Source organism: Streptomyces albus subsp. albus, assembly GCF_000725885.1.
Lineage (GTDB): Bacteria > Actinomycetota > Actinomycetes > Streptomycetales > Streptomycetaceae > Streptomyces > Streptomyces albus.
This window is the reverse complement of the sequence record NZ_JODR01000011.1, coordinates 1-26,765: the sequence shown is the minus strand read 5'-3', so window position 1 is coordinate 26,765 and position 26,765 is coordinate 1. Positions and strand designations below refer to the sequence as shown.

Here is a 26,765-nt window from a genome sequence, read left to right as displayed (position 1 = left end):
GGCGGGTCAGCCCCGGGCGGCGTCCAGCACCTTGCGGACCACGGGGCCGGCGTTGGTGCCGCCGTGCCCGGCGGCGGGCACCACGGCGGCTGCGGCCACGTCACCGGAGTAGGCGGTGAACCAGGCGTTCGGCTTCTTCTGCCCGTCCACCTCGGCGGAGCCGGTCTTGCCGCCGATGTCGCCGCTCATCCCGGACATCGCGGTGGCGGCGGTGCCGTTGGTGGCGGTGAGCTTCATCAGGGCCTTGAGGTCCTTCTGCACGCTCGGCTTGAGGGGGCGCGGGGCCTTGGCCAGGGTGCGGTCGTCCAGCGACTGCGGCACGATCACCGGCTGCCGGAAGGTGCCGTTCTGCACGGTGGCGGAGACGGACGCCATGGTGAGCGGGTTCATCCGCACGGCGCCCTGGCCGATGAGGGAGGCGGCCATCTGCGCGTTGGACTGCACGGGGACGCTGCCGTCGAAGGTGCCGGTGCCCGTCTGCCAGTCCAGGCCGATGCCGAAGACCTCACGGGCCTCCTTGGTGAGGTCGTCGTCGTTGATCTTGGACGCCTGGGTGATGAACGCGGTGTTGCAGGAACGGGCGAAGCTCTGCGCGAACGTGCCGCCCTTGATGTCGAACTTGTCCAGGTTCTGGAACTTGAAGCCGCCGTACGCCGCGTACTTGGGGCACGGGTGCTGCTTGCCCGGCGCGGTGATGCCCTTGTCGAGCAGCATCGCGCTGGTGACCACCTTCATGGTGGAGCCGGGCGCCAGCGAGCCGCGCAGCGCGACGTCGAAGCCCTTGGCCGGGGAGTTGGCGACCGCCAGGATCTCGCCCGTGCTGGGCTTGACGGCCACCACGGAAGCGCTGCGCTTGCCCTGCACGGCCGCCTCGGCCGCGTTCTGCGCCTTGGTGTCGAGGGTGGTGCGCAGCTTGCCGGGCGTCGGCTTGGTCAACTGCCGCAGCAACACCTTTGTCTTACCCTTGGCGTCCGCGATCCGCAGCTGGACACCCGGCGAGCCGTCGGTCTTGTCGCCGTACCGCCGGCCGATGTCGGTGATGACGTCGGCGAGGGTGGGGTGCGCGGACGCCTCCAGCACCTTGCCGTCGCGGTCGGTCGCCGTGATGGGCGGAGCGCCCTTCTCGTCCGTCCGCAGCGTCAGACCGTCCTTCAGCTGCGGGTGGAGCACGGCCGGCTTCCAGTCCACGACAGGCTTGCCGGTCTCCCGGTCACGGACGACCTTGAGCGCCGAATCGTAGGAGTAGGACGTCTTCTTGGTGCCGTAGGCGATCCGCGCGGTGACGGCGAAGGGCACCTTCTCGCCGTCGGCCGCCTTGGGGGTGGTCGCGACCCGGGAGACGTGGGCCTTGCCGCGGTAGCCGGCCAGCGCCTTGGCGGCCTTGCCCGGCTCGTCGGTCAGACCGGCCGCCTTCTTGGTGTCGCCGTCGGCCCAGGCGCCGAGGAACTCCTTGGCCGCCGTGCGCACTTCCTTCGCGCTGAGCGGACCTGTCTTGATCGCGCGCGGCTTGCCGTCGTCGGCGGCGACGGTGCTCGTACCGCCCTCACCGTCACCGTCGTTGCCGACCAGGGCGTAGACGCCGACGCCGGTCAGCCCGACGACGGCGGCGGCGACCCCGCCGATGACGGCCATCTTCTGTGTGTCGCGCATGCGAGTTCTGCCCCTCCACCCCGCTCCGGCTCACCGGGCCGGAGTTCTGACGCGAGGCACCCTAGAGCACGGTCATGACGGGTCGTGCTCCGGTGTGCCGTTCGGCCCCTGCTGCCGGGGATGTCGTGTCCACGATTCGCCCGGTCGGTCCCGGGTTTCCGGGTCCCGGACGGGCCCGCCGCGGCGGTCGCCGCGTTCGCGTGGCCTCTGAGGCAGACGAGCGGGGCGGGGCGATCGGTTCCGGATCACGGCTTTGTGTCCGAAACGCTATCTTCGAGGATCGTTTTCGTAATCTCTCATGTCCCGTCCGTGCACGGAAAGGTCGGTTCACGACCGCATCGTGACCCGCCCGTTCACGACTGCACGATGTCCCATCCGCTCACCGCCGCACGATGTCTCGTCCTTCACGACCGACCGCGTGGTCGGCCCCGCACGGTGACGTGCCGTCAGCCGTCCCGCCCGTCCGCCGCGGACGACCACCCCGTCCACCGCGTCACCGTGATGGCCACCACCGGGCCGTCCGGCCTGCGCGCGGCGTACTGCGGATACTTCGCGGCCAATTCGGCCAGCGCCCCCTCCCGCTGTGCGTCCGGCAGCACGCGGGCCAGCCCGTCGGCGCGCACCCACCACAACCGCGACCAGTCCTCGGCGTACTCGTCGGCCAGCACGCACACCCGCGGCTCCCGCACCATGTTGCGCAGCCTGCGCAGATCCTGACGGCGTTTGGGTTTGTGGTCCACCGCCGTGACGATCTCCCCGCCGCGCACCGCGAACGTGGCCGGCACCAGATGCGGCGCCCCGTCCGGGCCAACCGTCGCCAGCCGCATCACCCGCGCCCCGGCCAGCCGCCGCCGCGCCTCCCGGTGTGACAACCGCACATCCGCCTCCGTCGCCGGCCCCACCCGAGTGCCCGCACCGGAACCGGGGCGCGACGGCGGACAGGGGTCAGATCCAGGTGTCCAGCCACATCCTGTGCCGCCACTCCCCCAGGGGGATGGTCTGCCCCGTGTAGATCGGCCAGAAGTAGACGAAGTTCCACACGATCAGCAGCCCGACCACCCCGGCCGCGACGATGCCCACGGTGCGCCGTCTGTCGTCCGTGCCCGGCGGTCCGGCCAGCGCACCGGCCGCCATCGCCAGCGCCAGGCACAGGAACGGCACGAACACCACCGCGTAGAACAGGAAGATGGTCCGCTCCTGGTAGAAGAACCAGGGCAGATAGCCCGCGGCCACCCCGCACAGAATGGCGCCCGCCCGCCAGTCGCGGCGGAAGAACCACCGGTAGAGGACGTACAGCAGCGCCACGCAGGCCGCCCACCACAGCACCGGCGTGCCCAGCGCCAGCACCTCACGGGCGCAGCCCTCGGCCTTGTCGGTGCAGCCGTCGGTCCCCGCGTCGGGCGACTCGTAGAAATAGGACACCGGCCGCCCCAGGACCAGCCAGCTCCACGGGTTCGACTGGTAGGTGTGCCCCGAGGTCAGGTGCACGTGGAAGTCGTAGACCTGGAACTCGTAGTGCCACAGGCTGCGCAGCGGGCCCGGCAGCCAGCCCCACGGCCCGCCCGCGCCCTGCTTGTCCGCCCAGTCGCGGAAATAGCCGCCCGAGGTGGCGAACCAGCCCGACCACGACACCACATAGGTGACCAGCGCCAGCACCGGCAGCGACACGAAAGCGGGCAGCGCGTCCTTGCGGAGCATCGCCAGGAGGGGCCGCGAGGCCCCCGCGGAGCGGCGCGCCCCCATGTCCCACAGGACGGTCAGCACCCCGAAAGCGGCCAGCACGTACAGGCCGTTCCACTTGGTGGCGAAGGCCAGCCCCAGGCACAGGCCCGCCAGCAGCCGCCACGGGCGCCAGCCCAGGCTCGTGCTGTCGCCCACGAAGGCGTCCGGCATCACCTCCCCGCGGCCGGCCCCCGCACCGTCCGGCACCCGCGGCAGCCGGGCCGCCAGCCGGGCCCGGGAGGCGTCCCGGTCCACCAGCAGGCAGCCGAAGGCGGCCAGCACCCAGAACATCACCACCAGGTCCAGCAGCGCCGTACGGCTCATCACGAAGTGCAGCCCGTCCACCGCCATCAGGGCGCCCGCCAGGCAGCCCAGCGCGGTCGAGCGGAACAGCCGCCGTCCGATACGGCACAGCATGAGCACCGAGAGGGACCCCAGCAGCGCCACCATGAACCGCCAGCCGAACGGGTTCAGCCCGAAGAGTGCCTCCCCCAGCCCGATGATCCACTTGCCGACGGGCGGGTGGACGACGTACGAGCCCTCCGGCGACAGGGGGATGCGCTGCGGGTCGCCCAGGATGCGCTCGTCGGCGTTGTCCGGCCAGGTGCCCTCGTACCCCAGGTGGATGAGGGACCAGGCGTCCTTGGCGTAGTAGGTCTCGTCGAATATGACGGCGTGCGGCGAGCCGAGCTGCCAGAAGCGCAACGCCCCCGCCACGAAGGCCACCAGCAGCGGGCCGCCCCAGGCCGCCCAGCGCGCCAGCCGCGCCGCCGTGTCCGGGGCCAGTCCGAACAGGGCGCCCCAGCGGGGGTCCGGGCCGGGGAACGCGGGCGTCAGCCGTTCGCGGACACCGGGCCGCCGCACGGGCGCGTACCCGAACCGGCGCAGCCGCAGCCGCCACCCGGGCACGCCCCTCTCCGGGTGCGCGTCGCCGGGGCCGTCCCCGCTGTCCGGGCCGCCGGCCGAGCCCTGTTCGCGGTCGGCGTCGCCCACGGTCTCGCTGCTCGTCACGCGGGCCATCGTAGGGATCGCGGGGGCGCTGTGCGCGGGCGCGTCGCCGCCGCTGCGAGGATGGGCGGGTGACTGGAACGCTCGTGCTCGCCGGCACCCCCATCGGTGACCCCTCGGACGCCCCGCCGCGGCTCGCGGCCGAACTGGCCGCCGCCGACCTCGTCGCCGCGGAGGACACCCGGCGGCTGCGCCGGCTCGCCCAGGCGCTCGGGGTGACGCCCGCGGGGCGCGTCGTCTCCTACTTCGAGGGCAACGAGGCCGCGCGCACCCCGGAGCTCACCGACGCGCTGGCCGGCGGTGCCCGCGTGGTGCTGGTGACCGACGCGGGCATGCCCTCCGTGTCCGACCCCGGCTACCGGCTGGTGGCGGCGGCCGTGGAAAGAGGCGTACGGGTCACCGCCGTGCCCGGCCCCTCCGCGGTGCTCACCGCACTGGCCGTCTCCGGGATGCCGGTCGACCGGTTCTGCTTCGAGGGGTTCCTGCCCCGCAAACAGGGCGAGCGCCTGGCCCGGCTGCGGGAGGCGGCCGACGAGCGGCGCACCCTGGTGTACTTCGAGTCGCCGCACCGGCTGGCCGCCGCCCTCGGCGCGATGGCGGAGGTCTTCGGCCCCGCCCGACCGGCCGCCGTGTGCCGGGAGCTGACCAAGACGTACGAAGAGGTCAAGCGCGGCCCCCTCGGCGAACTGGCGCAGTGGGCCGCCGAAGGGGTGCGCGGCGAGATCACCGTGGTGGTGCGGGGCGCCGAGGCGGCCGACGCCGACGAGCCGGACGCGGCGGAGCTCGCCCGCCGGGTGGCCGTCCGCGAGGAGGCGGGCGAACGGCGCAAGGAAGCCATCGCGGAGGTGGCCCGTGAGGCGGGCGTGCCGAAACGCGACGTATTCGACGCCGTCGTCGCCCGCAAGAAAGCGCAGTAGCCGCCGCACCGGACCGAGGCCGGCCGGGCGACGGGCGATGGAGACGGGTAAAGGAATCGCGTGGCAGAGCAAAGGGACCTTCCATGGAAGCCCTTCTTCTTGACGCTTTGCCCAAAAGTCCACAAACGAAGTGAAAGAGCAGCCGGATTTCCTTCCGGAGCACCACCGCGAGGAGTGCACTGGGGAGTGGGCGTACTCGCCCACGAGGAAGGAGCTGCCAATGAAGCAAGAGAGCGGCATCGAGAAGGACATAACCTCCACGGCCCAGGCGTCCGGCCCCGCCCGTGCGGCCCGCCCGGCCACGGCAGCGGGCAGCACTCCGCAGGACACGGTGCATGAGGCGTACTCCTTCGCCTGCATGCGGTGCGGGCACGGCTGGGAACAGGAGTACGAGATCCGGCACCTGGAATACGCGGACGGCAAACCGCTGATCGTCTACTACGCGGACGGCGAACGCGTTCCCTCACCGCTCACCAATCCCACGTGCCGCTTTTGCGACGGCCATGTCGTCCGCATCATGCGGTCCGGCCGTGTCTCCGCCGCGGAAGCCGCCCTTCTGCACCACTGAACGCGCATCTGAGCGAGCGCGTCGGCGTCCCTGCCCGGCGCGGCGTGGTGTTACCGGCATTCCCGGAAAACACACGCCCCGGCCCGCCCGGAAAAGGAACCGGAAAACACCCGCCCGCCTGTGACGGGAAACCCCGCACAGCCCCTTCCCCGTGGCGGCCTCCCACGAAGTCCACGGGGAAGGCCCGGGCCGGGCGGGCCATATCATCGCCCGTATGTCCAGCTCCGCGACCCCGCACAGCACCGCGACCGGCGCCGCCAAGGCCCGGGCCGCACAGACGCCCCCGCCCCCGCCCGCACCGCTCGCCCACCCCGTCGCGGACTCCCACACCCACCTGGACATGCAGGAGCCGTCCGTCGCCGACGCGCTCGCCGCAGCCGCCGCCGTCAACGTCACCACCGTCATCCAGGTCGGCTGCGACCTGGAGCGCTCCCGCTGGGCCGCCGAGACCGCCGCCGCCTGGGACCCCGTCTGGGCCGCCGTCGCCCTCCACCCCAACGAGGCGCCCCGGCTCGCCGCCGAAGGCGGCCGTGCGCTGCTCGACGAAGCCCTCGACGGCATCGCCGAGCTGGCCGCCCTCCCCCAGGTGCTGGCCGTCGGCGAGACCGGCCTCGACTACTTCCGCACCGGCCCCGAGGGCGTCGAAGCGCAGCACCACTCGTTCCGCGCCCACATCGAGATGGCCAAACGCCTCGACAAGGCCCTGGTCATCCACGACCGCGAGGCACACGCCGACGTCCTGCGCATCCTGGCGGAGGAAGGCGCACCCGAGCGGACCGTCTTCCACTGCTACTCCGGGGACGCCGAGATGGCCCGCACCTGCGCCGAAGCGGGCTACTTCATGTCGTTCGCCGGGAACGTCACCTTCAAGAACGCCCAGCCGCTGCGCGACGCCCTCGCCGTCGCCCCGCCCGAACTGCTGCTGGTCGAGACCGACGCCCCGTTCCTGACCCCCGCCCCCTACCGGGGCCGCCCCAACGCGCCGTACCTCATCCCGCTCACCCTCCGCGCCATGGCCGAGACCAAGGGCATGACGGAGGAGGCCCTGGCCCGCCACATCGCGGCCAACACAGCACGCGCCTTCGACTACTGAGCCCGGCCCCGCGGGACGGGGCACGCGGCACGGCCGGACTGCGCGTGATGAGGGCCCGCGGCACCGTCCCACTCGCCGCGCGACAAGGGCCCGCGGCACAGCTGTGCGCCGCGCAACCGGGACGCACGGCACGGCCGGGCACCGTGCGACGGGGACCTACTGCCCGGCCGGGCAGCACGCGACGGGCCCGCGGCACAGTCCCGCTCGCCGCGCGACGAGGGCCCGCGGCGCAGCCGGGCGCCGCGCAACCGGGACGCACGGCACGGCCAGGCGCCGCACGACGAGGAGCCCGGTACGGCCCGGCACCGCGCGGCGGGGACTCGCGGCACAGCCCGGCATCGCGCGGCGGGGACTCGCGGCACAGCCCGGCACCGGGCGACAAGGACTCGCAGTACAGCCCGGCGCCGCGCGACGAGGACCCTCGGGGGCGCGGCCCGGTGCCGTGCGACGGGGAGCCCCGTACAGTCCGGCAGCCGCCGTCCGGCGTCGGGCGGTCCGCCGCCCGGCCGTAAACTGGCCCGGTGAGCGCGACCCCTTCCGGCCCGTCCTCCGGCCCGTCCACCGGACCGCCCGAGGCCCCGTCCGACGCCGACGACAGCGGCGTACTGCTCGGCCCCGCCGACGTACGCCGGCTCGCCGACGTGCTGGGGGTACGGCCCACCAAGCAGCGCGGCCAGAACTTCGTCATCGACCCCAACACGGTGCGCCGCATCGTGCGCACCGCCGAGGTACGGCCCGACGACACCGTGCTGGAGGTCGGCCCCGGGCTCGGCTCGCTCACCCTGGCACTGCTCCAGACGGCACGGCACGTCACCGCCGTCGAGATCGACGACACCCTCGCCGCCGCCCTGCCGGCCACCGTCGAGGCCCGGCTGCCTCAGCGGGCCGGTGACTTCCGCCTGGTGCACGAGGACGCCCTGCGGGTCACCGAACTGCCCGGCCCGCCGCCCACCGCGCTCGTCGCCAACCTGCCCTACAACGTCGCCGTCCCGGTGCTGCTGCACCTGCTGGCCACCTTCCCCGGCATCGAGCGCACGCTGGTGATGGTCCAGTCCGAGGTCGCCGACCGGCTCGCGGCGGCCCCCGGTTCGAAGGTGTACGGGGTGCCGTCCGTCAAGGCCGCCTGGTACTGCGACGTCAAGCGGGCCGGCGCCATCGGGCGCAATGTCTTCTGGCCCGCCCCCAACGTCGACTCCGGCCTCGTCTCACTCGTCCGCCGCCCCCACCCGCCGCGCACCGACGTGCGCCGCGAGGAGGTGTTCGCCGTCGTGGACGCGGCGTTCGCCCAGCGGCGCAAGACGCTGCGCGCCGCACTCGCCGGCTGGGCGGGCTCCGGCGCCGCAGCCGAGGAGGTGCTGCGCGCAGCCGGTGTCTCCCCGCAGGCCCGCGGGGAGTCGCTGACCGTCACCGAGTTCACCGCGATCGCCGAGGCCGGCGCACGCCTGCGCGGCACCCCGCCCCCGTCCGGCCCGCACGGGACGGGCGGGGCCCGGCAGGCCGCCCGCGCACAGGAACCGGGCACCGCACGAACGTCTGCCGCCACACGCACGTCAGCCGCCGCACACGAGACAGACAGGGAGCGTCCCGCGTGACCCAGCCAGCCGCCGCCGCGCCCGCCCGGACGGTCACCGTCCGCGTACCGGCCAAGGTCAACGTCCAGCTGTCGGTCGGCGGTCTGCGGCCCGACGGCTTCCACGGGCTGGCCAACGTCTTCCTCGCCGTCGGCCTCTACGACTCGGTCAGCGCCACCCGCGCCGAGCAGCCCAGGCTGACCGTCTCCGGGCCGGACGCGGCGCTCGTCCCGCAGGACCGCACCAACCTGGCCGCCCGTGCCGCCCGGCTGCTCGCCCAGCGGCACGGCATCAGCCCCGACGTCCACCTGCACATCGCCAAGGACATCCCCGTCGCCGGCGGCATGGCCGGCGGCAGTGCCGACGCCGCCGGGGCACTCCTGGCCTGCGACCGCCTGTGGGGCCTCGGCTCCACCCGCGAGGAACTGCTCCAGCTGTGCGCCGAGTTGGGCTCGGACGTGCCGTTCAGCTTCGCGGGCGGCGCCGCGCTCGGCGAAGGACGCGGCGAGAAGCTCACCCCGCTGGAGGTCGGCGGCACCTTCCACTGGGTGTTCGCCGTCGCGGAGGGCGGACTGTCCACCCCCGACGTCTACCGCGAGTGCGACCGGCTGCGCGAACAGCACGGCGGCTCCTCGGAAGCGGACGTCCCCGCCCCCACCGCCGACCCGGCCCTGCTGGCGGCCCTGCGGACGGGCGACCCGCAGGCGCTCGCCGCCGCCGTCCGCAACGACCTCCAGCCCGCGGCGCTCTCCCTGCGCCCCGCCCTCGCCGAGACCCTGACCGCCGGCCTGGAGGCCGGCGCCCTGGCCGCCCTCGTCTCCGGCTCCGGCCCCACCTGCGCCTTCCTGGTCGCCGACGCCGCATCGGCGACCCGCACCGCCCAGACCCTCACCGCCTCCGGCACCTGCCGCACGGCCCGCCCCGCGACAGGCCCCGCCCCGGGGGCCACGGTGGTCTGAGGGTCAGCCACGCACGGAGGTGACGTAGACGGTCACTTCGCGCGGCCGGTCGGTCATGTCGACGGTCACGTCATGACGGGGAGCCGACGCACGCGTTCCGGGAGAACTCCCTTTCACGTACGACCGGCCGGCCCGCTTCTTCCATCCGGTCTGCTCGGTGGCCACGTCCCCCAGGAAATACCCCTGCCGGAGTGCGGACTTCGGCACCCGGGCCGCGCGCAGGAAACCGTCGAGACGGCGCTCCGGGACGCGGAACGTGAGCGCGAGCCCGTACGACGACCAGCCGTCGTCCCGCGCGTAGGCGACGTGCCGGGCGCCTGACGGCACCGACAGCTGGTGCAGACGCAGCACCTTCGCTGAGGGCAGCCCGCGCTGCATCCGGGGCTCGGCCGGCGCGGACTTCTCCTGCGCACAACCGGTGCCGCCGACAAGAAGGATCCCGAGCACCACACCGCAGGCCGGACGAAGCACGCGCCCCTGCCTCGCCCTGTTCACCATTTTCCGACCACGAAACGAGTCTTCCCCACCACGTTGTATTCGCGCGCCATTCCAGATGTATGCAAATGGGCCATGTCTTTCTGCTTCAGCTCTATCGGCCCTTTGTGGAGATCTTTCCGAGGTACCGACTCGGAACCATTTCCCCAGTTGTAACGCTTGTAGACAGACAACTCGGCGACCATTCTAGGCTTACCCGAACCGTCATACACTTGGCGACCTTGAACACGGTACTGAAATCCATTGAGAGCGTAATACCAGTCCAAGCTGTCTTTCTCGTTCGCCCTGGTGGACTGCCAACCGGTATCGAAGGAGCTTTTTCCCTTGTACTTCGCCAAATCTTCACCCAGCGTTTTACGGAAACGAGGCAGCGACTGCAACATGACAGCCGGATCAACTTTATAATCCTTCCCCGTTCTCTCCATGTAGTGAGTGAGAAGATTGTAGGCGTTGCCGTACCCTTGGTAGGCGAGCCCTGAAAGAATGAGGGTGTTCACCTTCCACCAAGTGTTCTGATCCGTCGAGTTCGGATCCTCGACATTGAAGGGACGACGGTCGGAAGGCAGAAGTGGCGGATTCCCGTGCTCCGAAAACCCCGGATAGACACCGTTCGGATCCCACTCCAAGGCCCACTTGAGCGTACGGTCAGCACGGATTGCGTCATCCATAGCACGACCGATTCGCCCGTTGTAGCTGCGCACAGTCTCGGAGTACCCCTTGGACAGGGACTGCTTCTCCCCGTCATCCAGCCCGTGCGCCTTCTCTAGAGTGAAGGAAACTTCCCCCTTCCTCTCATCCAGCTTCAGATATTTATCTTCTTCGATCTCCCCCCTGCATTTCTCCAAACGCCCTTTCGCATCATCAAGATCCCTGTACACATCGCTGAGGGACTTGTGGACATACTCGGCCGTCGCCGCAGCGAACTCTAGCTCCCGGGCCGCCCGCTTGAACTGTGCCTTCACCGCCTCCGCCGTCTCTCCGCGCCAGTCAGAGTCACCGAAAGGCTTTTTCACCCGGGAGTCGAAATCCCCCTTCACCTTCCGCATCTTGCCGGGCAGCTTCTCCCATTTCAGCATCGCTTCGTGTAGGGGTTTCAGATCGGCGGAGACGACATCCTTGAAAGTCAGCAACTACACCCTCGCTTCCCGACGCGTGGAAACCTTAGCTCCCATGCTTCGCGCCGGAACCGTCCGGCTGCAATATACCCCTGAACCTGGTTTCGGTCCGCAGCTCATTCCCTTTGAAATTTTTCGCCGCATTTCGAAGCTTCTTCGCAATATGCGTGACCATGAAGCTGCGGACGTATTTCATCTGCTTGGCCCAGCGGTCGTCGAAGGTATCGAAGGCCGTAGCGCATTCGAACCCGCGCAGGCCCGCCTTCACCTGCCTGATCTCCCTGATCGCCTCGTTGTCTGTGCGCAGGAACTGAGAAGCCAGCTCTTCCACATCACCTGCCTTGGCCCGTAGAACGGAACGAGAAATATGCAGACCGGTCTTTGCGGCTCCTGGGCCGGCGCCATCCGGAGGCAATGGGCCGTTCAGCCTCGTGTGGACCGTCTCCTCCCCCCGAACTCCTTTTGAGCGCCGCCCACTCTTCTTCAAAACTCATGTTGTTCCCCCTCACTGAGCGCTTGACGCTCGATCCATCGCTCAGCCACGCGCGGTGCCTGGTCCGCCATCGCGTACCGGTTGCCCGCCGAACTGCCGGTGGGCATCCCATATCTGCCTGCCCGGCCCCCGTGGCAACACCGACGACTCGGCCGTTCCCGAGCGTAGTCAACTCCTCACCGGGGCGACAGGGGGCGGCCCTTTCGCGGCCGGGGGTGCGGCATCACCCGCGCAGCACCGTGCGGAGGGTGCGGATCAGGGACTGGGGGCGGGGGTCGTTGGTGACCGAGCGGTGGAGGGTGTTGGTGACGTAGCCGAAGGACGTGCCCGTCTCCGGGTCGGCGAAGCCGAGGGAGCCGCCGCGGCCGGGGTGGCCGAAGGAGTCCGGGCCCAGCATGGGGCAGGCGGAACCGTGCAGCATGTAGCCGAGGCCGAAACGGGTGTTGATGACCAGCACCCGGTCGGGGCCCTCGGACTCCTCGGAGCGCGCCTGGGTCAGCGTCGCGGGGGTGAACAGGCGGCGGGCGCCGGGGAGCGGGCCGAGCAGCGCGGCGTAGAAGGCGGACAGGGAGCGGGCCGTCGCGATGCCGTTGGCGGCGGGGAGTTCGGCCGCGCGGTAGGCGGCGTCGTTCTCGTCGGGCTTGGGGTGGATCGCGTCGAAGGCGCGGCGGGTGAGGGAGCCGGGGTCCGCGTACGCCTCGGTCACCGACCGTTTGGGCCGCATGCGCAGGGCACCCGTCGCCGGTGCGGGGGCGGGCAGTTCGGCGACACGGGCGACGCGTCCGGAGGCGGCCACTTCGCCGGGCAGGCCGATCCACAGGTCGAGCCCCAGGGGGCGGGCGATCTCGTCGGCGAACCAGCGGCCCAGGGTGCGGCCTCCGCTGGCGCGCAGCACCAGTTCGGCCAGCAGCCATCCGAAGGTGTGCGCGTGATAGCCGTGCGCCTCGCCGGGCTGCCACTGGGGGGCCTGCGCGGCCAGGGCGCGCGGTCCGGCGGCCGGGTCGAGCACCTCGTGCGGGTGGAGCGGTGTGTCGAGGACGGGCAGTCCGGCGCGGTGGGCCAGCAGATGGCGGACGAGGACCCGCTCCTTGCCGGCCGTTTTGAACTGCGGCCAGTACGCGCCCACGGGTGCGTCCAGGTCGAGTTGGCCGCGCTGGTGCAGCAGGTGGGGGACGGCCGCGGCCAGTCCCTTGGTGGCGGAGCGGACGACGACGGCGGTGTCCCGGCGCCAGGGTCCGGCCTCCGGGTCGGCCGGGTCGAGGGTGCCGCCCCACAGGTCGACGACCGTGCGGCCGTCCCGGTGCACGGCGAGTGCCGCGCCCTTCTCGCCGCGCTCGGTGAAGTTGCGCACGAACGCTTCCCGGACGGGCTCGTAGCCGTCCGCGACCGTGCCGTGCACCTCCACCGGCGCGGCCGTGTCGGTTGTCTGCGCTGTCGTGCCCGGTACCGCCGCCGATCCGTGAACGACCTTAGCCACGTTTGATTCGCTCCTGTCGCCTTGAGGGCGCCTGTCGCCTTGGAGGCGTTTCGTGCGCCGCGCCCCCCATGGTCCTATGCGACCGGGAGCACCGTGCGACGGGGGCGGCCACCGCACGGGCCCCGGGGCGACGCCCGGACGGGCCCGGTTCCGGCGCGGCCGGCCGTTGCGCGCGGCGCCCGTACGGGTTCCGGGAGTGCCATGCGAGAAGAGCAATCAGAGGCAAATTCTTCGCAATGACAGGGGTGTCGCCACGGTGTTCACACGGGTCACAAGCTGCTGTGGCACACCTCACCAGGCTCCTCGGGTGACTGACGGCGGGTGCCATGCGTCTGACAAGACGAAGGGGCAACCCGGTCCGGGCGATGAGCGCACCGGGAGTCCCCGACCCAGAGGAGCAGATGTGTCCAAGGTCATCACCCGCACCGTGCAGGCTCAACTGATCACCCGGCCGCCGGCCACCCGGTCCCTGACACCTGCTCTGCGCTACGACACGGCCGACCCGCTGGCCGTGTCGCTCGTCTTCCCCGCCGAGATCTCGCTGGACGGCGAGGAGGTCGCCTGGGCGTTCTCGCGCGATCTGCTGGCCGCGGGGCTGCGCGGGCCGGCCGGGGAGGGGGACGTCCATGTGTGCCCGTGCGGACAGCGCCGCACGGTGGTCGAGTTGCACGCCGGGGAGGGAGTGGCGGTCCTGGAGTTCCCCAGCGCCGAGCTGTGGGCGTTCCTGCGGGCCACCTACGATCTGGTGCCCGCCGGGGCCGAGGGTGCGCTGCTGGACCTGGAGGAGGGCTTCGCGGCCCTGCTGCGCGGCGTGTGACCGTACGGCGAGCGACAGTACGGCGGGCCAGGGGCCTGTCCGTGTGCGACCCGTACGGCGGGTCATGGCCGGCCGGTGTGTGACCGTACGGCGAGCCAGGACTGGCCGACGTGTGACCGAACGACGGCCTGCTGCCCGCCGCACCTGACCGCCCCTCGCCGGCCGTAGGGAACCCGCCCCGCGTACGGCTCAGGGCCGCGCCCTCCGTCCGGGTGGGGGTCGAAGGGCGCGGCCCGGTCGGTGGCGCTCCGTCAGACGAGGGTGCGCTCCTCCTCGCGTGGCGGTCCGGGCGCCACGGCCGCGTGCTCTTCCGGGTGCGGTGCGGTGCGCAGGCGTTCGCCCTCGACGTCGACGGAGGGCAGGAGGCGGTCCAGCCACCGGGGCAGCCACCAGGCGTGCCGGCCCAGGAGGGCGAGCACGGCGGGGACGAGGGCCATCCGTACGACGAAGGCGTCGAAGAGGATGGCGACGGCGAGGCCGAAGCCCATCATCTTGATCATGGGTTCGGAAGCGCCGATGAACCCGGCGAAGACGCTGATCATGATGACGGCCGCGGCGGTCACCACGCGGGCGCCGAGCCGGAATCCGGTGATGACGGCCTGTCCGGGGCCTTCTCCGTGGACGTACGCCTCGCGCATCCGGGTCACCAGGAAGACCTCGTAGTCCATCGCGAGGCCGAAGATCACGCCGATCATGAAGATCGGCATCATGCTCATGATCGGCCCGGTCTGTTCGACGCCCAGCAGGCCCCCCAGCCAGCCCCACTGGAAGACGGCGACGACGGAGCCCAGCGCGGCCAGTACGGACAGCAGGAACCCGAGGGCGGCCTTCAGCGGCACCAGCACGGAACGGAAGACGAGCGTCAGCAGGACGAACGCCAGCCCGACCACCAGTGTCAGATAGGGCACCAGGGCGTCGTCCATCACCTGCGAGAAGTCGATGGCGACCGCCGTGGAGCCGGTGACCAGCACGGTGGCCCCGGTGGTGCGCTCGATGTCGCCGGCCTGGTCGCGGATGGCGTGCACGACGTCCTCGGTGCGCGCGTCGCCGGGGCCGTACTTCGGGACGGCGGTGAGGATGAGGGTGTCACCGGCCTTGTTGAACGCCGCGGGGCCGACCGCGACCACGCCGTCGGTCTTCTTCAGCCGCCGCGTCACCTCGGCCGCCGCCCCCTCGGCGTCGTCGGCGTCCCGCAGGTCGGCGACGAGCTGGAACGGGCCGTTGAAGCCGGGCCCGAAACCGTCCGACAGCATGTCGTAGGCCTTGCGCTGCGTGGTGTGCGGCGGCTGGTTGCCCTCGTCGGGCAGGCCCAGCTTCATGGCGCCGACGGGCAGCGCGAGCGTGCCCAGCGCCAGTACGGCCGTCACCAGGACGAGCAGCGGGCGGCGCAGGACGAAACCGGCCCACCGGGCGCCTGCCTTGGGGCGCTGCCCGGCAGCGTCGGCGGCGGGCGGTACCCCGGTGGCCGGGTGGGCCTTGCGCACCCGGCGGCCGAATATCCGCTTGCCGACCATGCCGAGGGCCGCCGGCACCAGGGTGAGGGCGATCAGGACGGCGATGACGACCGTGCCGGCCGCGGCCAGCCCCATCTTGGTGAGGACGGGGATGTTGACGACGGCGAGCCCGGCCAGTGCGATCACCACGGTGAGGCCGGCGAAGACGACGGCGGACCCGGCGGTGCCGACCGCGCGCCCCGCGGCCTCCTCCCGGTCCCGTCCCTCGGTCAGTTCGGCGCGGTAGCGGGAGGCGATGAACAGCGCGTAGTCGATGCCGACGGCCAGGCCGATCATCATGGCCAGGGTGGTGGTGTTGGCCGACAGTCCGAGCGTGGCCCCGAGCGCGGTGATGGACGAGATGCCGATCACCACGCCGATCAGCGCGGTGACCAGCGGCAGCCCGGCGGCGATCAGCGAGCCGAAGGTGAGGACGAGGACGACGGCGGCCACGGCGATGCCGATGATCTCCGCGTTGCCCATCTCGGGTTCGACGAGGATGGCGTCGCCGCCGGTCTCCACGGTCAGCCCGGCCTCCCGCGCCGAGCCGGCCGCGTCCTCGATGCCTTCCCGGGTCCGGTCGGTGATATCGGTGGCGGGGACCTGGTAGGTGACGGAGACGTAGGCGGTGCGGCCGTCGGCGCTGATGGCGCCGCTGCCCTTGGCGAACGGGTCGGAGACGTCGGCGGCCTGGCCGCCGCCCAGCTTGCCGATCGTCTCGGTGACGGCCGTCCTGTTGTCAGTGGCGGTGATCTTCTCCCCGGAGGGCGCGCGGAAGACCATGCGGGCGGTGGCGCCCTCGGCGTTCGCATCGGGGAAACGTTCCTCCAGAAGGTCGAAGGCCTTCTGGGCCTGCGTGCCGGGCAGCGCGAAGTCGTCGTCGGGCGGTGCGGAGGCGGTGGACGCGCCCACCCCGGCCGCCACCAGCAGCGCCACCCAGACGAGGGCGACGATGCGGCGGCGCCGGAAGGCGAGTCTTCCGAGCCTGTAGAGGAAGGTGGCCACGGGTCAGGTACTCCGGGTCTCGGGGTCCGGGTGCGGACGGATCGGACGCGATCTGACGGAAAGGGGATGGAGCGTTGTGGTGCGCGGTACGAAGGGGAGAAGCGGAGAGTGAACGACGGGGAGGTGAGGACGCGGCCGGAAAAATGAGAGCTCATGTCAAACGACGTTCCCTCGCACCCGCAGGGTGAGCCCTGAGACGGAAATGAGGGACAGATCACAACTTGCCGACGCCCAAGTCGGCCCGAACCATGGGAGAGATGATCGACGACGGCGCGTACCTCCGCTTTCCGCACCTGCACAGCGACCTGCTGTGCTTCGTCGCCGAGGACGACCTGTGGGTCGCCCCGCTGCCCGGGGACGGGGAGCCCTCCCCGAGAGCCTGGCGGCTGACCGTCGACCGCACCCGCGTCAGTGACCCGCGCTTCTCCCCGGACGGCCGCCGCATCGCCTTCATCACCTGGCGCAGCCTCGACCCCGAGGTCCATCTGGTGCCGGTGGCCGGCGGCCCCGCCCGGCAGCTGACGTACTGGGGCGCCACCGACACCCGGGTACGCGGCTGGACCCCCGAGGGCGACGTGCTGGCGGTGGCCTCGCACGGGGAGCCCTTCGCCCACCGCGCCTGGTCCTACCGGGTCCCCGTGGACGGCCCCGACGGCCCGCCCGCCGACCGTTCCGACGTCTCCTGCCCGGGCAGCCGGCTCCCCTGGGGCCCGGTCTCCGACATCGCCGTCGCCGAGCAGGAGGGAGAACGGCGCACCCTGCTGCTGACCGGGACACCGCCGCACGAGCCGGCGAGCTGGAAGCGGTACCGGGGCGGCGCCACAGGACGCATGTGGCTCCAGGGCGAACGGCTGCTGGCCGAGCTGGAAGGCCACCTGGACTCGGTGATGCTCGTCGGGGACCGCATCGCGTTCCTCTCCGACCACGAGGGCATCGGCAACCTGTACTCCTGCCGCCCGGACGGCACCGACCTGCGGCGGCACACCGACCACGACACCTTCTACGCCCGGCACGCGGCCACGGACGGGCGCCGCGTCGTCTACCAGTGCGCGGGCGACCTGTGGCTCGTGGACGACTTCTCCCGCGCCGCGCACCCCCGGCGCCTGGATGTGCGCCTGGGCGGCCAGCGTGCCGGCCGGCGCCCCCACCAGGTGCCCGCCGGCGCCCATCTGGACGGGATCGCCGTCGATCCGACCGGACGGGCCAGCGCGGTCGGCGTACGCGGCAGCCTGTACTGGCTCACCCACCGCGACGGCCCCGCGCGGGCCATCGCGGACACCCCCGGCGTCCGGGTGCGGCTGCCCGAGATGCTCGGCGACACCGGCCGCATCGCCTATGTCACCGACGCGGAGGGCGAGGACGCCATCGAGATCGCCGACCTGCCCCGCGCCTCCCGGCAGCGGCCCGCCTACCGGATCGCCGCCGGGAAACTCGGCCGGGTCCTGGAACTGGTGGCCTCGCCCTCCGGCGAACGGCTGGCCGTGGTGGCGCACGACGGACGGCTGCTGATCGTCGACGTGCCCGAACTCGACGAGGACGGGGCCGGCCCCGAGGCGTCCGTCACCGAGTTGATCCGCTCCTCCAACGGACCCGTGCGCGACCCCGCCTTCTCCCCCGACTCACGGTGGCTCACCTGGGCGCACCCCGGCGTGGGACGGTCCCTGTCCTGCATCAAGCTGGCGAAGGTCACCGAGGAGGAGGACGAGCGCACCGTCCTGGACGTCACCGACGGCCGCTTCGAGGACGAGCAGCCCGTCTTCACCCGCGACGGCCGCTATCTGGCCTTCCTGTCCTGGCGCGGCTTCGACCCCGTGTACGACGTGCACACCGGTGACCTGTCCTTCCCGGTGGGCTGCCGCCCCTACCTCGTCCCGCTCGCCTCCGCGACGCTCTCCCCCTTCGCGCTCACCCCCGAGGGCCGTCCCGCGGCCGGCGGGCTCGACCCGCAGGACCGGGTCGGCACCGGCGGTGACGAGGAGGGCGAGACACCCGTCCTGGTGGAGGCGGAGGGCCTGGCCAACCGGGTCACCCCCTTCCCCGTCACCGCGTCCAAGTACGCCGCGCTGCGCCCGGTCGCCGGAGGGGGCCTCATCTGGCTGCGGTTCCCCATCTCCGGGGTGCTCGGCGAGACGTTCGTCAACCCCGCCGACACCTCCGGACGGCCCACCCTGGAGCACTTCGACCTGACCACCGCCAAGCGCACCGAACTGACCAGCGACATCGACTGGTACGCGCTCAGCGGCGACGGCACCCGGCTGGTCGTCAACGACGACGGGGTGCTCCGCGTCGTCCCCGCCGAACAGCAGGCCGACTCCGACACCACCACCTACATCGACCTGCGCCGCATCCTCCACGACGTCGACCCGGCCGCCGAATGGCGCCAGGCGTACGAGGAGGCCGGACGGCTCATCCGGGCCTACTTCTGGGACCCGGGCATGAGCGGCATCGACTGGGACGCCGTCCTCGACCAGTACCGGCCGCTGGTCGAACGCGTCGCCTCCCCGGACGAGTTCGCCGACCTGCTGCGCGAAGTCCTCGGCGAACTCGGCACCTCGCACGCCTACGTCACCCCCGCCCGCCGCGACGAGGGCCCGCCGCACTACCAGCGGCCCATCGGATTCCTGGGCGCCGATCTGATCCGCACCCCGGAAGGCGCCTGGCAGATCGGCCGCATCCTGCCCGGCAACTCCTCCGACTCGCGCGCCCGCTCCCCGCTGGCCGGCGCCCCCGTGCGCGAGGGCGCGCTCCTCACCCACGTGGACGCCCGCCCCGTGGACCCGTGCAGCGGTCCCGCGCCCCTGCTGGCCGCCGCGGGCGGCACCACCGTCGAGCTGACGCTGGAGCAGGCCGGGCCGCGCCGCGTCGCCGTCGTCCCCCTGATCGACGAACGGCCGCTGCGCTACCAGGACTGGGTGGCCCGGCGCCGCGAGATCGTCCGCGAACTGAGCGACGGACAGTGCGGCTACCTGCACATCCCCGACATGGGCGGCTCCGGCTGGGCCCAGTTCAACCGCGACCTGCGGCTGGAGGTCTCCCGGCCCGCGCTGATCGTCGACGTGCGCGGCAACGCGGGCGGGAACATCAGCGAGCTCGTCCTGGAGAAGCTCACCCGCACCATCCTCGGCTGGGACCTGACCCGCAACGCCGAACCGGTCTCCTACGCCGGCAACGCCCCGCGCGGGCCCGTCGTCGCGGTGGCCGACGAGGCGACGGCATCCGACGGCGACATGATCATCGCCGCGTTCCGGCTGCTGGGCCTCGGCCCCGTCGTCGGCGCCCGCACCTGGGGCGGTGTCGTCGGCATGACGGGCCGGCACCGGCTCGGCGACGGCACGGTGATCACGGTGCCGATGAACGCCGCGTGGTTCGAGGGCTACGGATGGTCGGTGGAGAACCGCGGCGTCGACCCGGACATCGAGGTGCTGCGCACCCCGCTGGACTGGGCCGAGGGACGCAGCTCCGTACTGGGGACGGCGGTCAGCACGGCGCTCGATCTGCTGGAGCGGCATCCGGCACGCACCCCGCCCGGCTACGGGGACGTACCGGACCGCTCCCGGCCGACGCTGCCGCCCCGGCCCTGAGCTGCACCGGCCCTGAGCTGCACCGGAGCAGGCCGAGCCCGGCAGCCCTGTGCCCCATTTGGTCGACATGCGTGGTTCGCACCGCTGTGCGAGGGTGGAGGGAGCCCGTGAGGACACCTACCCCGAGGAGTGACTAATGGGCCTCGCAGACCAGTTCAAGGACAAGATGGAGCAGATGCAGAACAAGGCCAAGGAGAAGAGCTCCCAGCAGAAGTCCGGGGACAAGGACCGCGGGGAGCGTGGCCAGCAGGTCCAGCAGAAGACGGAGGAGATGAAGGGCAAGGCGCAAGAGCGCGCCCAGGAGTGGAAGAACAAGCGCGACGAGCACTGAGACCGTCGCGCACTCCCCCTCCGCCCAGGGGGCCCCGCCCCCTGGGACCCCCCTTCCGTGACGGCGCCCGGCGGCGCGGACGGCCACACGTCCGGCCCCGCCGGGCGCCGGCCTGTGCGGGAGGGCTGCCCGCACAGGTGGTTCGCGTCTGGACGCGTTCCGCGGTGGGCGCCGCCAGGTGGTTCGGAATTGAACGGCTCGTGTGGTGGATGCGGCTGGGCGGTTCGAAACCGAACGGATCTCACGACAGGTGCGGCCCGCCAGGTGGTTCGGATCTGAACGCATCCCGCAGCGAGCGCCGCCGGGCGGTTCGAAACCGGACGCATGCCACAGCGAACGCCCTCCAGGCGATACGAAGCCGAACACCCTCAGAGCCTCGCCGGGGTCGTCGCGCGGTTCGAAATTGAGCCACAGGCAGGTTCCGCTCAGGTGGTGCGAAACCGAACCACTCCCAGGCTTACCGGGAGGTGGTTCGAAACTGAACGCCCTCGCCGGGGCGTCGGTTTCCCTTCGAAAACCGGCTCCGGGGCGGACACGGTCTCGCACACCGTCCGGACCGGGCGCCGGGCGCGGGTTCGCACACCGCCCGCCACTCGCCCGGCGCCCGGGTCGGTGCCGGGCCGACACTCGACGACAGGGCCGGCCCGGGCTCGGGGCCACTCACCGTCAGGGCCCTCCCGGAGTCGTGGCCCGCCCGGCGCCCGAGTCGGCACTCAGCGTCCGGGCGGGCGCCCGCTCAGCGGCCCGCGCGGGCCTTCTCGTCCGCTGCTCCGCCGGCGCCGACCAGGCCGGTGGCCACGCCGCCGGCCTGGCGTATCCGGTCGGCGACCGCCCGCATCTCGCGCTGTCCCAGCGGCCCGCCGACCAGTGGTGCCAGGTAGCCGCGGATGCCCTGCATCCCGCGCAGCCACCACTGGCCGTATACATGGGGCGAGCGCCGTTCGATCCCCGCGACCAGACGGTCGACGGCGGGCCCGAGCGGATACGTCTTGTTCGTCGGCCACGGGAGCCGCTGCCGTACGTCCCGCAGCAGTTCGTCGGCGTCGGCGCCGCGCACCATGTCGGTGTCCGTCCAGCTCAGATAGCCGACACCGACGCCGACGCCCTTGTAGCCGACCTCCGCGCGCAGACTGTGCGCGAACGCCTCCACCCCGGACTTGGACGCGCAGTAGGCGGTCATCATCGGCGCCGGGGTGATGGCGGCCAGGGAGGCGATCTGGAGGAAGTAGCCGCGTGACTCCTCCAGTACGGGCAGGAAGGCGCGCGCTGTGACGGCGCCGCCGATGAGGTTGACCTCGATGACCCGTCGCCAGGCGACGGGATCGGAGTCCTGGAACGGGCCGCCCGCAGCGACCCCCGCGTTGGCGACGGCGATGTCCACCTTGCCGAAGCGTTCCTTGACCTCGGCGGCGACCCTGGCCATCGCCTCGTGGTCGGTGACGTCGGCGTGCCAGTACGCCGAGTCGCCGTGCAGTGAAGCGCTCACCCGCTCCAGTTCCTCGGGCTCCAGACCGACCAGGGCGACCTTCGCGCCCCGTGCCGCCATCTTGCGGGCGAGCAGCGCCCCGACGCCGCGTGCCGCACCGGTGATCACGGCGACCTGTCCGTCCAGGCTGACTCGGGTCATGCGCTCTTCTCCTTCGTCGTGGCGGCGGTGAGATGGCGGCTCGCGAGCTGGGCCAGGACGTCGCTGACCGTCCCGGGCTCCTCCAGGGGCGTCATGTGGCCGCGCCGTGCCAGCCGGTGCACACCCGCGCAGTCCGGCAGCAGCGCTGCCAGCCGGTGCGCGTGCGGGAGCGGGGTGAGACGGTCGTGGGTGCCGATGATCACTGCGGTGGGCGCTGCCAGGTGCGGCACCTTGGCCGACAGGTCGAGTCCGGCCAGCACTCCGCCCCAGGCGGCGCGCACCTGCGTGGGGCAGGCGTGCACGATCCGGGCGGTCGCCTCGACGACCTCCGGGTCGGGGTCGGGCCCGAGCGTGCCGTAGGCGAGCGCCTTGCGGGTGAGGGGGGTGACGGGCCCCAGCGGCGCGGCGGAGCCCAGGAGGAGGCGGTGGCCGTGGTGCCGCATCCGTTCGGAGCGGAACGGCAGGACGCGGGCCCCTCCCGTCAGGTGCTCGGCACCGGTGCTGCACAGCAGCAGTGCGGCGCCGTGTTCGCGCAGTTGGTCGCGGCCGGCGGCGGCCATGATCGTCATGCCGCCCATGGAGTGACCGCCGATGACGGCCTTCTCCCCCGACTCCAGGGCGACATCGAGGACGGCGCACAGGTCGTCGGCGAGCATCGCGGTGCTGTAGGCCATCGGTGCCGCCGCCGCGGGGCTGCGCCCGTGCCCGCGCTGGTCGTAGACGACGACGCGGTGGCCGCTCGCGGTCAGTTCGCGGATGACCGGCGCCCAGAAGAGCGTCGAGCAGGTCCAGCCGTGGGACAGCACGACGGCGGGGTCGTCGGCACGGCCGTGGACCTCGACGGGGAAGCGCACCCCGTCACCGGAGCGCGCGGTCAGCTCGCGCGCCGGCGTGGGCGGCGCGAACCGTCCCCGCAGCCCCTTGAGACCGGTCCCCGAGGCACCCGTCGTACGCGTTGCGGTGCGGCTCATCGGGCGTCCTCCGCGGTGTGGAAGGCCGCGGTGGCCGTGCCGCGGCTGGTGGTGCCGGCCAGCAGCGGCGCCTTGCGGCGTGCCGTCCCCGCGTCCCGTGCCGCGCGCAGCACCTCGTACTCCTCCAGCCATACCTCGCGGGTCGTCCTGCGGAACTCGGCGGTGGTGCCGGGCCACACGGCGACCGGCCGGCCCTGCGCGTCCAGGTACCAGCTGGTGCAGCCCGTCTCCCACACGCTGGAGGTGATGCGTTCGCGCAGCTTCGCGTTGTAGGTGTGCTGCGCGATGGGCCGCACGTCCAGCGCCACCTTGTCGCCGCCCCCGAGGGTGTCGAGTTTGCGCAGGTAGTCGATCAGGTAGTTGAGCTGCGCCTCGATGATCAGCACCATCGAGCTGGTGCCCAGGCCGGTGTTGGGGCCGATGATGAACAGGAAGTTGGGGAACCCGGTCGTCGTCGTGCCGCGCAGCGCGTTCATCCCGTCCTCGGCCCACGACTCGGCCAGCGTCTCGCCGTTGGCGCCCTTGACGAGATCGGCCACCGGCATGTCCGCGACGTGGAAGCCGCTGCAGAAGACGATCGCGTCGACCTCCGCCTCCCGCCCGTCGGCCGACACCAGCGTGTTGCCGCGGATCTCCTTGAGACCGGAGTCGATCACGTGGGTGTTGGGCTGGGCGAGCGCCGGATAGTAGTCGTCGGACAGCAGCGTGCGCTTGCAGCCGAGCCGGTAGTCGGGGGTCAGCTTGCGGCGCAGCCCGGGGTCCTTGACGGCCCGCTTCATGTGCAGGGTGGCGACCTTCTCCACCGCCGGCAGCAGGTACGGGTGGTCGGCGAACACCTTCGTCTCCAGCTCGCGCACGCCCCACAGGGCGAAACGGCGCAGCTTCTGGGTGACGGGGAACCTCGCGTGCAGCAGGCGCTCGGCCTTGGTGATCCGCCGGTCGTTCCGCGGCAGCACCCAGGCCGGGGTGCGCTGGAAGACCGTCAGCTCCCCCACCACCGGCTGGATGGCGGGGATGATCTGGATCGCGGAGGCGCCGGTGCCGATGACGGCGACCCGCTTGCCCCGCAGGTCGTAGTCGTGGTCCCAGGTGGCGGAGTGGAAGACCTTGCCCTCGAAGCCGTCGAGGCCGGGGATCTCGGGCAGTTTGGGCTCCGAGAGGGGTCCGGTCGCGGAGACCACCACGTCGGCGGTGAGAGTGCCGGCGGAGGTCTCCACCCGCCAGTGGAGCTCTTCGGCGTCCCACACCATCTGCCGCACCTCGGTGTTGAACCGGATGTGCTGGCGCAGCCCGAAGGTGTCGGTGATCCGCTCCAGGTAGGCGCGGATGTCCGGCTGCTGCGAGAAGCTGCGCGGCCACTCGGAGTTGGGCGCGAACGAGAGGGAGTACAGGTGCGACGGGACGTCGCAGGCGCACCCCGGATACGTGTTGTCGCGCCAGGTGCCGCCCACGGAGTCCCGGCGTTCCAGGAGGACGAAATCCGTCATCCCCGCGCGGCGCAGCCGTACGGCGGCCCCCAGGCCGCCGAATCCGGTGCCGATCACCGCCACTCGTACATGCTCCTGCTCGTACTCGGCCGCCATGCCGCCGCCTCCCGAGGTCTGTCGCGTCCTGCGCGCTGCGTGTCGTGGCCGGCGGTGTGCACCGCCACGAAACCGTGCCAGTAATCACTGGCACGATCCGAGAGTAGGACAGACGGATACCCATGGGTAGCCCTCGGCGCGAGGAAAGTTACCGCCGGTCGCACCCGATCCTGGGTCCTCGGCCGACGCCTAGGCTGTGCAGCGTGGCGAGCGCGAACGAGCAACACACCAGGGCGGACACCGACGGCACCCGTGCCGCGACGGGCACACCCGGCGCGGCGAACGGCCCCGGCGCGGCGGACGACCCTGGTGCGACAGCCGACCCCGGCGCCGCGGAAGCACCCGGCGCCACAGACGGCCCCAGCGCCGCGGACAGCCACGGCCCAGCAGCCGGCCCCGGCAGGGCGGAGGCGGACGGCCTCGGCAAGACGGAGACGGACGTGCCCGGCAGGGCGGGCGCGGACGGCCCCGGCAGGGCGGAGACGGACGTGCCCGGCAGGGCGGGCGCGGACGGCCCCGGCAGGGCGAACACGGACGGCCCCGGCAGGGCGGAGACGAACGCGCCCGGCAGGGCGAACACGGACGACCCCGGCAAGACGGAGACGGACGTGCCCGGCAGGGCGAACACGGACGACCCCGCAGGAACGGCGGCGACCGGCGCCACCGGTGGGCCCGGGGCCCCCGCGGCGCGGAAGCGGGAGTACCGGGCCCATGAACTGGCCGAGGCCGCCGGCATCACCACCCGCACCCTGCGCTTCTACCGCGAACGCAAACTCCTGCCGCCGCCCCGCCGCGAGGGCCGTATCGCCTGGTACGACGAGCACCACCTCGCGCGGCTGCGCAGCATCACCGCCCTGCTGGCCCGCGGACACACCCTCGGCGGCATCGCCGATCTGCTGGACGCCTTCGAGAAGGGCCGCGACGCACGCTCCGCGGCCGAGGTGATGGGACTCGACACCACCCTGATCACCCCGTTCTCCCAGGAGACGCCCGTCCGCCTCACCCCGGAGGAGCTGGCCGACTACTTCCAGGGCGAGGTCACCGTCGACAACCTCGCCGCCTCGCTCGACATCGGCTACGTCGCCATCGACGGCGACGAGTTCGTCCACACCAGCCGCCGCCTGCTGGAGGGCTCCGCCGAACTGGTCGCCAAAGGCATCCCGCTGGCCGCCGTCCTGGAGGCCGGCCGCGAACTGCGCGAGCGCACCGACGAGATCGCCGCCCTCTTCGCCCGCCTCTTCCGCACCCATCTGCTGCCCCGCCAGGAAGCCACCGACCCGGCCGCCCTCAACGAACTGCTGGCCCGCGTCGCCCCGGTGGCCAAACAGGTGGTCGAGGCAGAGCTCGGCCTGGCGCTGGACCGCCGCGTCCGGGCGGAACTGGAAGACCTGATGGGGGAGTCGGAGAGCAGCTCCGGAGAATGAGCCGCCATACCACGCATCGTCGCCCCTCGTGAGTTGTTCAGGGGCTATGACTGATGAACACACGTATGCGTGACGACGCCTATACGGTCGTGACTCAGCCGATTGACGATCGACCCGATGGAGACTTCATGCGTCGTGCGCTCCGCTCAGCCGCTGTCCTGGCCGTCCTCGGTTCGGCGTACCTGATGTGCTCCGGTACGGCCCAGGCCCAGAGCGCTCCGGCGCAGCACGCCCAGACCCGCGTCCACGAACAGCCCGCCCGGGACGCCGCCCCTGTCGTCCGGACCGACGTCGCCGGACAGCCCGCCCAGGTGGGCACCGACGAGGTGACGGTGCTGGCCGCGCCCCTGTTCGCACAGCGGATGAAATGGTGACCGCTCGGGCCCCGGCCCCGGCGACGGCAAGCCGTCCGCGCACGTGAGTTGTCATATCCGTGCAACAAACAATCTTGTCCCCTTGGGCCGGTCCTCGCTCACGTGATCGGGTGCGAATACCGGGGAAACCCTCACTCCGGTGTCCAACCGCGTCTTGGCCCGGCCGGGAAATCTCCGGCCGACCCCCAGCCGGGGCAGTGCCGACCCCGGTTCCCCCGCTGTCCGGGGCGGTCGCGAACGCCGCCGTGACAGTGCGGGGCCCGCCCGCCGGCGCCCCCGCAGGCGCGGAAGCGCACGCCGCCGAGCGTGCACACGTCACGTATGTACGAAGGAGCAACACCATTCGCAAGGTCAAGCGCGCAGCCATTGTCGGTGCCGGCCTCCTGGCTTTCTCCGGCCTCGCCGTCGGAGCCGCCCAGGCCGATGTCCCCCGCCCCCCGGGGTTCATGATCGGTGACCAGTACAAGGAGCCGAGCGCGGACGAGTGCATG

Annotated in this window: 21 protein-coding genes; 10 read left to right on the top strand and 11 right to left on the bottom strand. The window is 72.1% G+C overall.

The genetic code is table 11. From position 1 onward, the window contains the following. Nucleotides 1-6: 6 nt before the first annotated feature. From IO40_RS0113880 to IO40_RS0113870, 3 genes are all read right to left on the bottom strand, one after another. On the bottom strand, nt 7-1,650 hold the full coding sequence (locus IO40_RS0113880; RefSeq protein ID WP_030406454.1) for a penicillin-binding transpeptidase domain-containing protein: 1,644 nt from the start codon (nt 1,648-1,650) through the stop codon (nt 7-9). Between the two features lie 446 nt (nt 1,651-2,096). Beyond that, entirely contained in the window at nt 2,097-2,528 is a 432-nt protein-coding gene (locus tag IO40_RS0113875; RefSeq protein ID WP_031175488.1) for a TIGR03668 family PPOX class F420-dependent oxidoreductase, read from the bottom strand. A 67-nt stretch (nt 2,529-2,595) separates the two neighbouring features. Beyond that, nucleotides 2,596-4,392 (bottom strand): dolichyl-phosphate-mannose--protein mannosyltransferase, encoded by a 1,797-nt coding sequence (locus IO40_RS0113870; RefSeq protein WP_031030766.1) that lies wholly within the window; start codon nt 4,390-4,392, stop codon nt 2,596-2,598. Between the two features lie 59 nt (nt 4,393-4,451). Here IO40_RS0113870 and rsmI point away from each other — a divergent pair, with 59 nt between their 5' ends. The 5 genes from rsmI to IO40_RS0113845 all read left to right on the top strand — a co-directional run bounded on the left by rsmI (nt 4,452) and on the right by IO40_RS0113845 (nt 9,488). Continuing rightward, nucleotides 4,452-5,297, top strand: coding sequence for a 16S rRNA (cytidine(1402)-2'-O)-methyltransferase (gene rsmI / locus IO40_RS0113865; protein WP_031175487.1), 846 nt, complete (start codon nt 4,452-4,454; stop codon nt 5,295-5,297). 220 nt (nt 5,298-5,517) lie between these two features. Beyond that, nucleotides 5,518-5,865, top strand: coding sequence for a hypothetical protein (locus IO40_RS0113860; RefSeq protein WP_016472614.1), 348 nt, complete (start codon nt 5,518-5,520; stop codon nt 5,863-5,865). 214 nt (nt 5,866-6,079) lie between these two features. Beyond that, a complete protein-coding gene (locus IO40_RS0113855; protein WP_031175486.1) occupies nt 6,080-6,958 on the top strand; it encodes a TatD family hydrolase in 879 nt (292 codons plus the stop codon). 605 nt (nt 6,959-7,563) lie between these two features. Next, nucleotides 7,564-8,550 carry a 16S rRNA (adenine(1518)-N(6)/adenine(1519)-N(6))-dimethyltransferase RsmA gene (rsmA, locus tag IO40_RS0113850; RefSeq protein WP_234324746.1) on the top strand — a complete coding sequence of 329 codons (987 nt, stop codon included), beginning with the start codon at nt 7,564-7,566 and terminating at the stop codon, nt 8,548-8,550. Continuing rightward, nucleotides 8,547-9,488, top strand: coding sequence for a 4-(cytidine 5'-diphospho)-2-C-methyl-D-erythritol kinase (locus IO40_RS0113845; protein ID WP_031030757.1), 942 nt, complete (start codon nt 8,547-8,549; stop codon nt 9,486-9,488). The genes rsmA and IO40_RS0113845 overlap by 4 nt, the downstream gene beginning before the upstream one ends. Nucleotides 9,489-9,491: 3 nt before the next feature. Here IO40_RS0113845 and IO40_RS0113840 read toward each other — a convergent pair whose 3' ends face one another. The 4 genes from IO40_RS0113840 to IO40_RS0113825 all read right to left on the bottom strand — a co-directional run bounded on the left by IO40_RS0113840 (nt 9,492) and on the right by IO40_RS0113825 (nt 12,996). Continuing rightward, entirely contained in the window at nt 9,492-9,959 is a 468-nt protein-coding gene (locus IO40_RS0113840) for a hypothetical protein (RefSeq protein ID WP_016472610.1), read from the bottom strand. Between the two features lie 20 nt (nt 9,960-9,979). Next, a complete protein-coding gene (locus IO40_RS0113835; protein ID WP_135566947.1) occupies nt 9,980-11,113 on the bottom strand; it encodes a hypothetical protein in 1,134 nt (377 codons plus the stop codon). A gap of 31 nt (nt 11,114-11,144) precedes the next feature. Further along, nucleotides 11,145-11,429, bottom strand: coding sequence for a hypothetical protein (locus IO40_RS0113830; protein ID WP_016472607.1), 285 nt, complete (start codon nt 11,427-11,429; stop codon nt 11,145-11,147). A 385-nt stretch (nt 11,430-11,814) separates the two neighbouring features. Beyond that, complete coding sequence (locus tag IO40_RS0113825) at nt 11,815-12,996, bottom strand: serine hydrolase domain-containing protein (RefSeq protein WP_031030755.1); 1,182 nt, start codon at nt 12,994-12,996, stop codon at nt 11,815-11,817. Nucleotides 12,997-13,471: 475 nt separating this feature from the next. Between IO40_RS0113825 and IO40_RS0113820 the strand changes: the two genes are divergently transcribed. Beyond that, nucleotides 13,472-13,885, top strand: coding sequence for an SsgA family sporulation/cell division regulator (locus IO40_RS0113820; protein WP_016472605.1), 414 nt, complete (start codon nt 13,472-13,474; stop codon nt 13,883-13,885). Nucleotides 13,886-14,136: 251 nt separating this feature from the next. Here the strand turns inward: IO40_RS0113820 and IO40_RS0113815 are convergent, their stop codons facing one another. After that, nucleotides 14,137-16,383, bottom strand: coding sequence for an MMPL family transporter (locus IO40_RS0113815; protein ID WP_031175482.1), 2,247 nt, complete (start codon nt 16,381-16,383; stop codon nt 14,137-14,139). Between the two features lie 248 nt (nt 16,384-16,631). Between IO40_RS0113815 and IO40_RS0113810 the strand changes: the two genes are divergently transcribed. Together IO40_RS0113810 and IO40_RS0113805 are read left to right on the top strand one after the other, a co-directional pair. After that, nucleotides 16,632-19,964 carry a S41 family peptidase gene (locus IO40_RS0113810; RefSeq protein ID WP_016472603.1) on the top strand — a complete coding sequence of 1,111 codons (3,333 nt, stop codon included), beginning with the start codon at nt 16,632-16,634 and terminating at the stop codon, nt 19,962-19,964. A gap of 136 nt (nt 19,965-20,100) precedes the next feature. Next, complete coding sequence (locus IO40_RS0113805) at nt 20,101-20,295, top strand: hypothetical protein (RefSeq protein WP_031030747.1); 195 nt, start codon at nt 20,101-20,103, stop codon at nt 20,293-20,295. Nucleotides 20,296-21,031: 736 nt separating this feature from the next. On the opposite strand, the gene IO40_RS0113800 is transcribed toward IO40_RS0113805, so the two are convergent. From IO40_RS0113800 to IO40_RS0113790, 3 genes are read right to left on the bottom strand one after another with little or no spacing between them, the layout of a single operon-like run. Then, entirely contained in the window at nt 21,032-21,922 is an 891-nt protein-coding gene (locus IO40_RS0113800) for an SDR family oxidoreductase (protein ID WP_016472601.1), read from the bottom strand. Continuing rightward, nucleotides 21,919-22,893, bottom strand: a complete 975-nt coding sequence (locus IO40_RS0113795) for an alpha/beta fold hydrolase (RefSeq protein ID WP_016472600.1) — start codon at nt 22,891-22,893, stop codon at nt 21,919-21,921. The genes IO40_RS0113800 and IO40_RS0113795 overlap by 4 nt, the downstream gene beginning before the upstream one ends. Next, complete coding sequence (locus IO40_RS0113790) at nt 22,890-24,476, bottom strand: flavin-containing monooxygenase (RefSeq protein ID WP_016472599.1); 1,587 nt, start codon at nt 24,474-24,476, stop codon at nt 22,890-22,892. Before IO40_RS0113790 ends, IO40_RS0113795 begins: the two co-directional genes overlap by 4 nt. A gap of 608 nt (nt 24,477-25,084) precedes the next feature. Between IO40_RS0113790 and IO40_RS0113785 the strand changes: the two genes are divergently transcribed. Together IO40_RS0113785 and IO40_RS0113780 are read left to right on the top strand one after the other, a co-directional pair. Continuing rightward, nucleotides 25,085-25,900 (top strand): MerR family transcriptional regulator, encoded by an 816-nt coding sequence (locus IO40_RS0113785; RefSeq protein WP_078659806.1) that lies wholly within the window; start codon nt 25,085-25,087, stop codon nt 25,898-25,900. A 128-nt stretch (nt 25,901-26,028) separates the two neighbouring features. Further along, on the top strand, nt 26,029-26,274 hold the full coding sequence (locus IO40_RS0113780) for a hypothetical protein (RefSeq protein WP_016472596.1): 246 nt from the start codon (nt 26,029-26,031) through the stop codon (nt 26,272-26,274). The last annotated feature ends 491 nt before the right edge of the window (nt 26,275-26,765 follow it).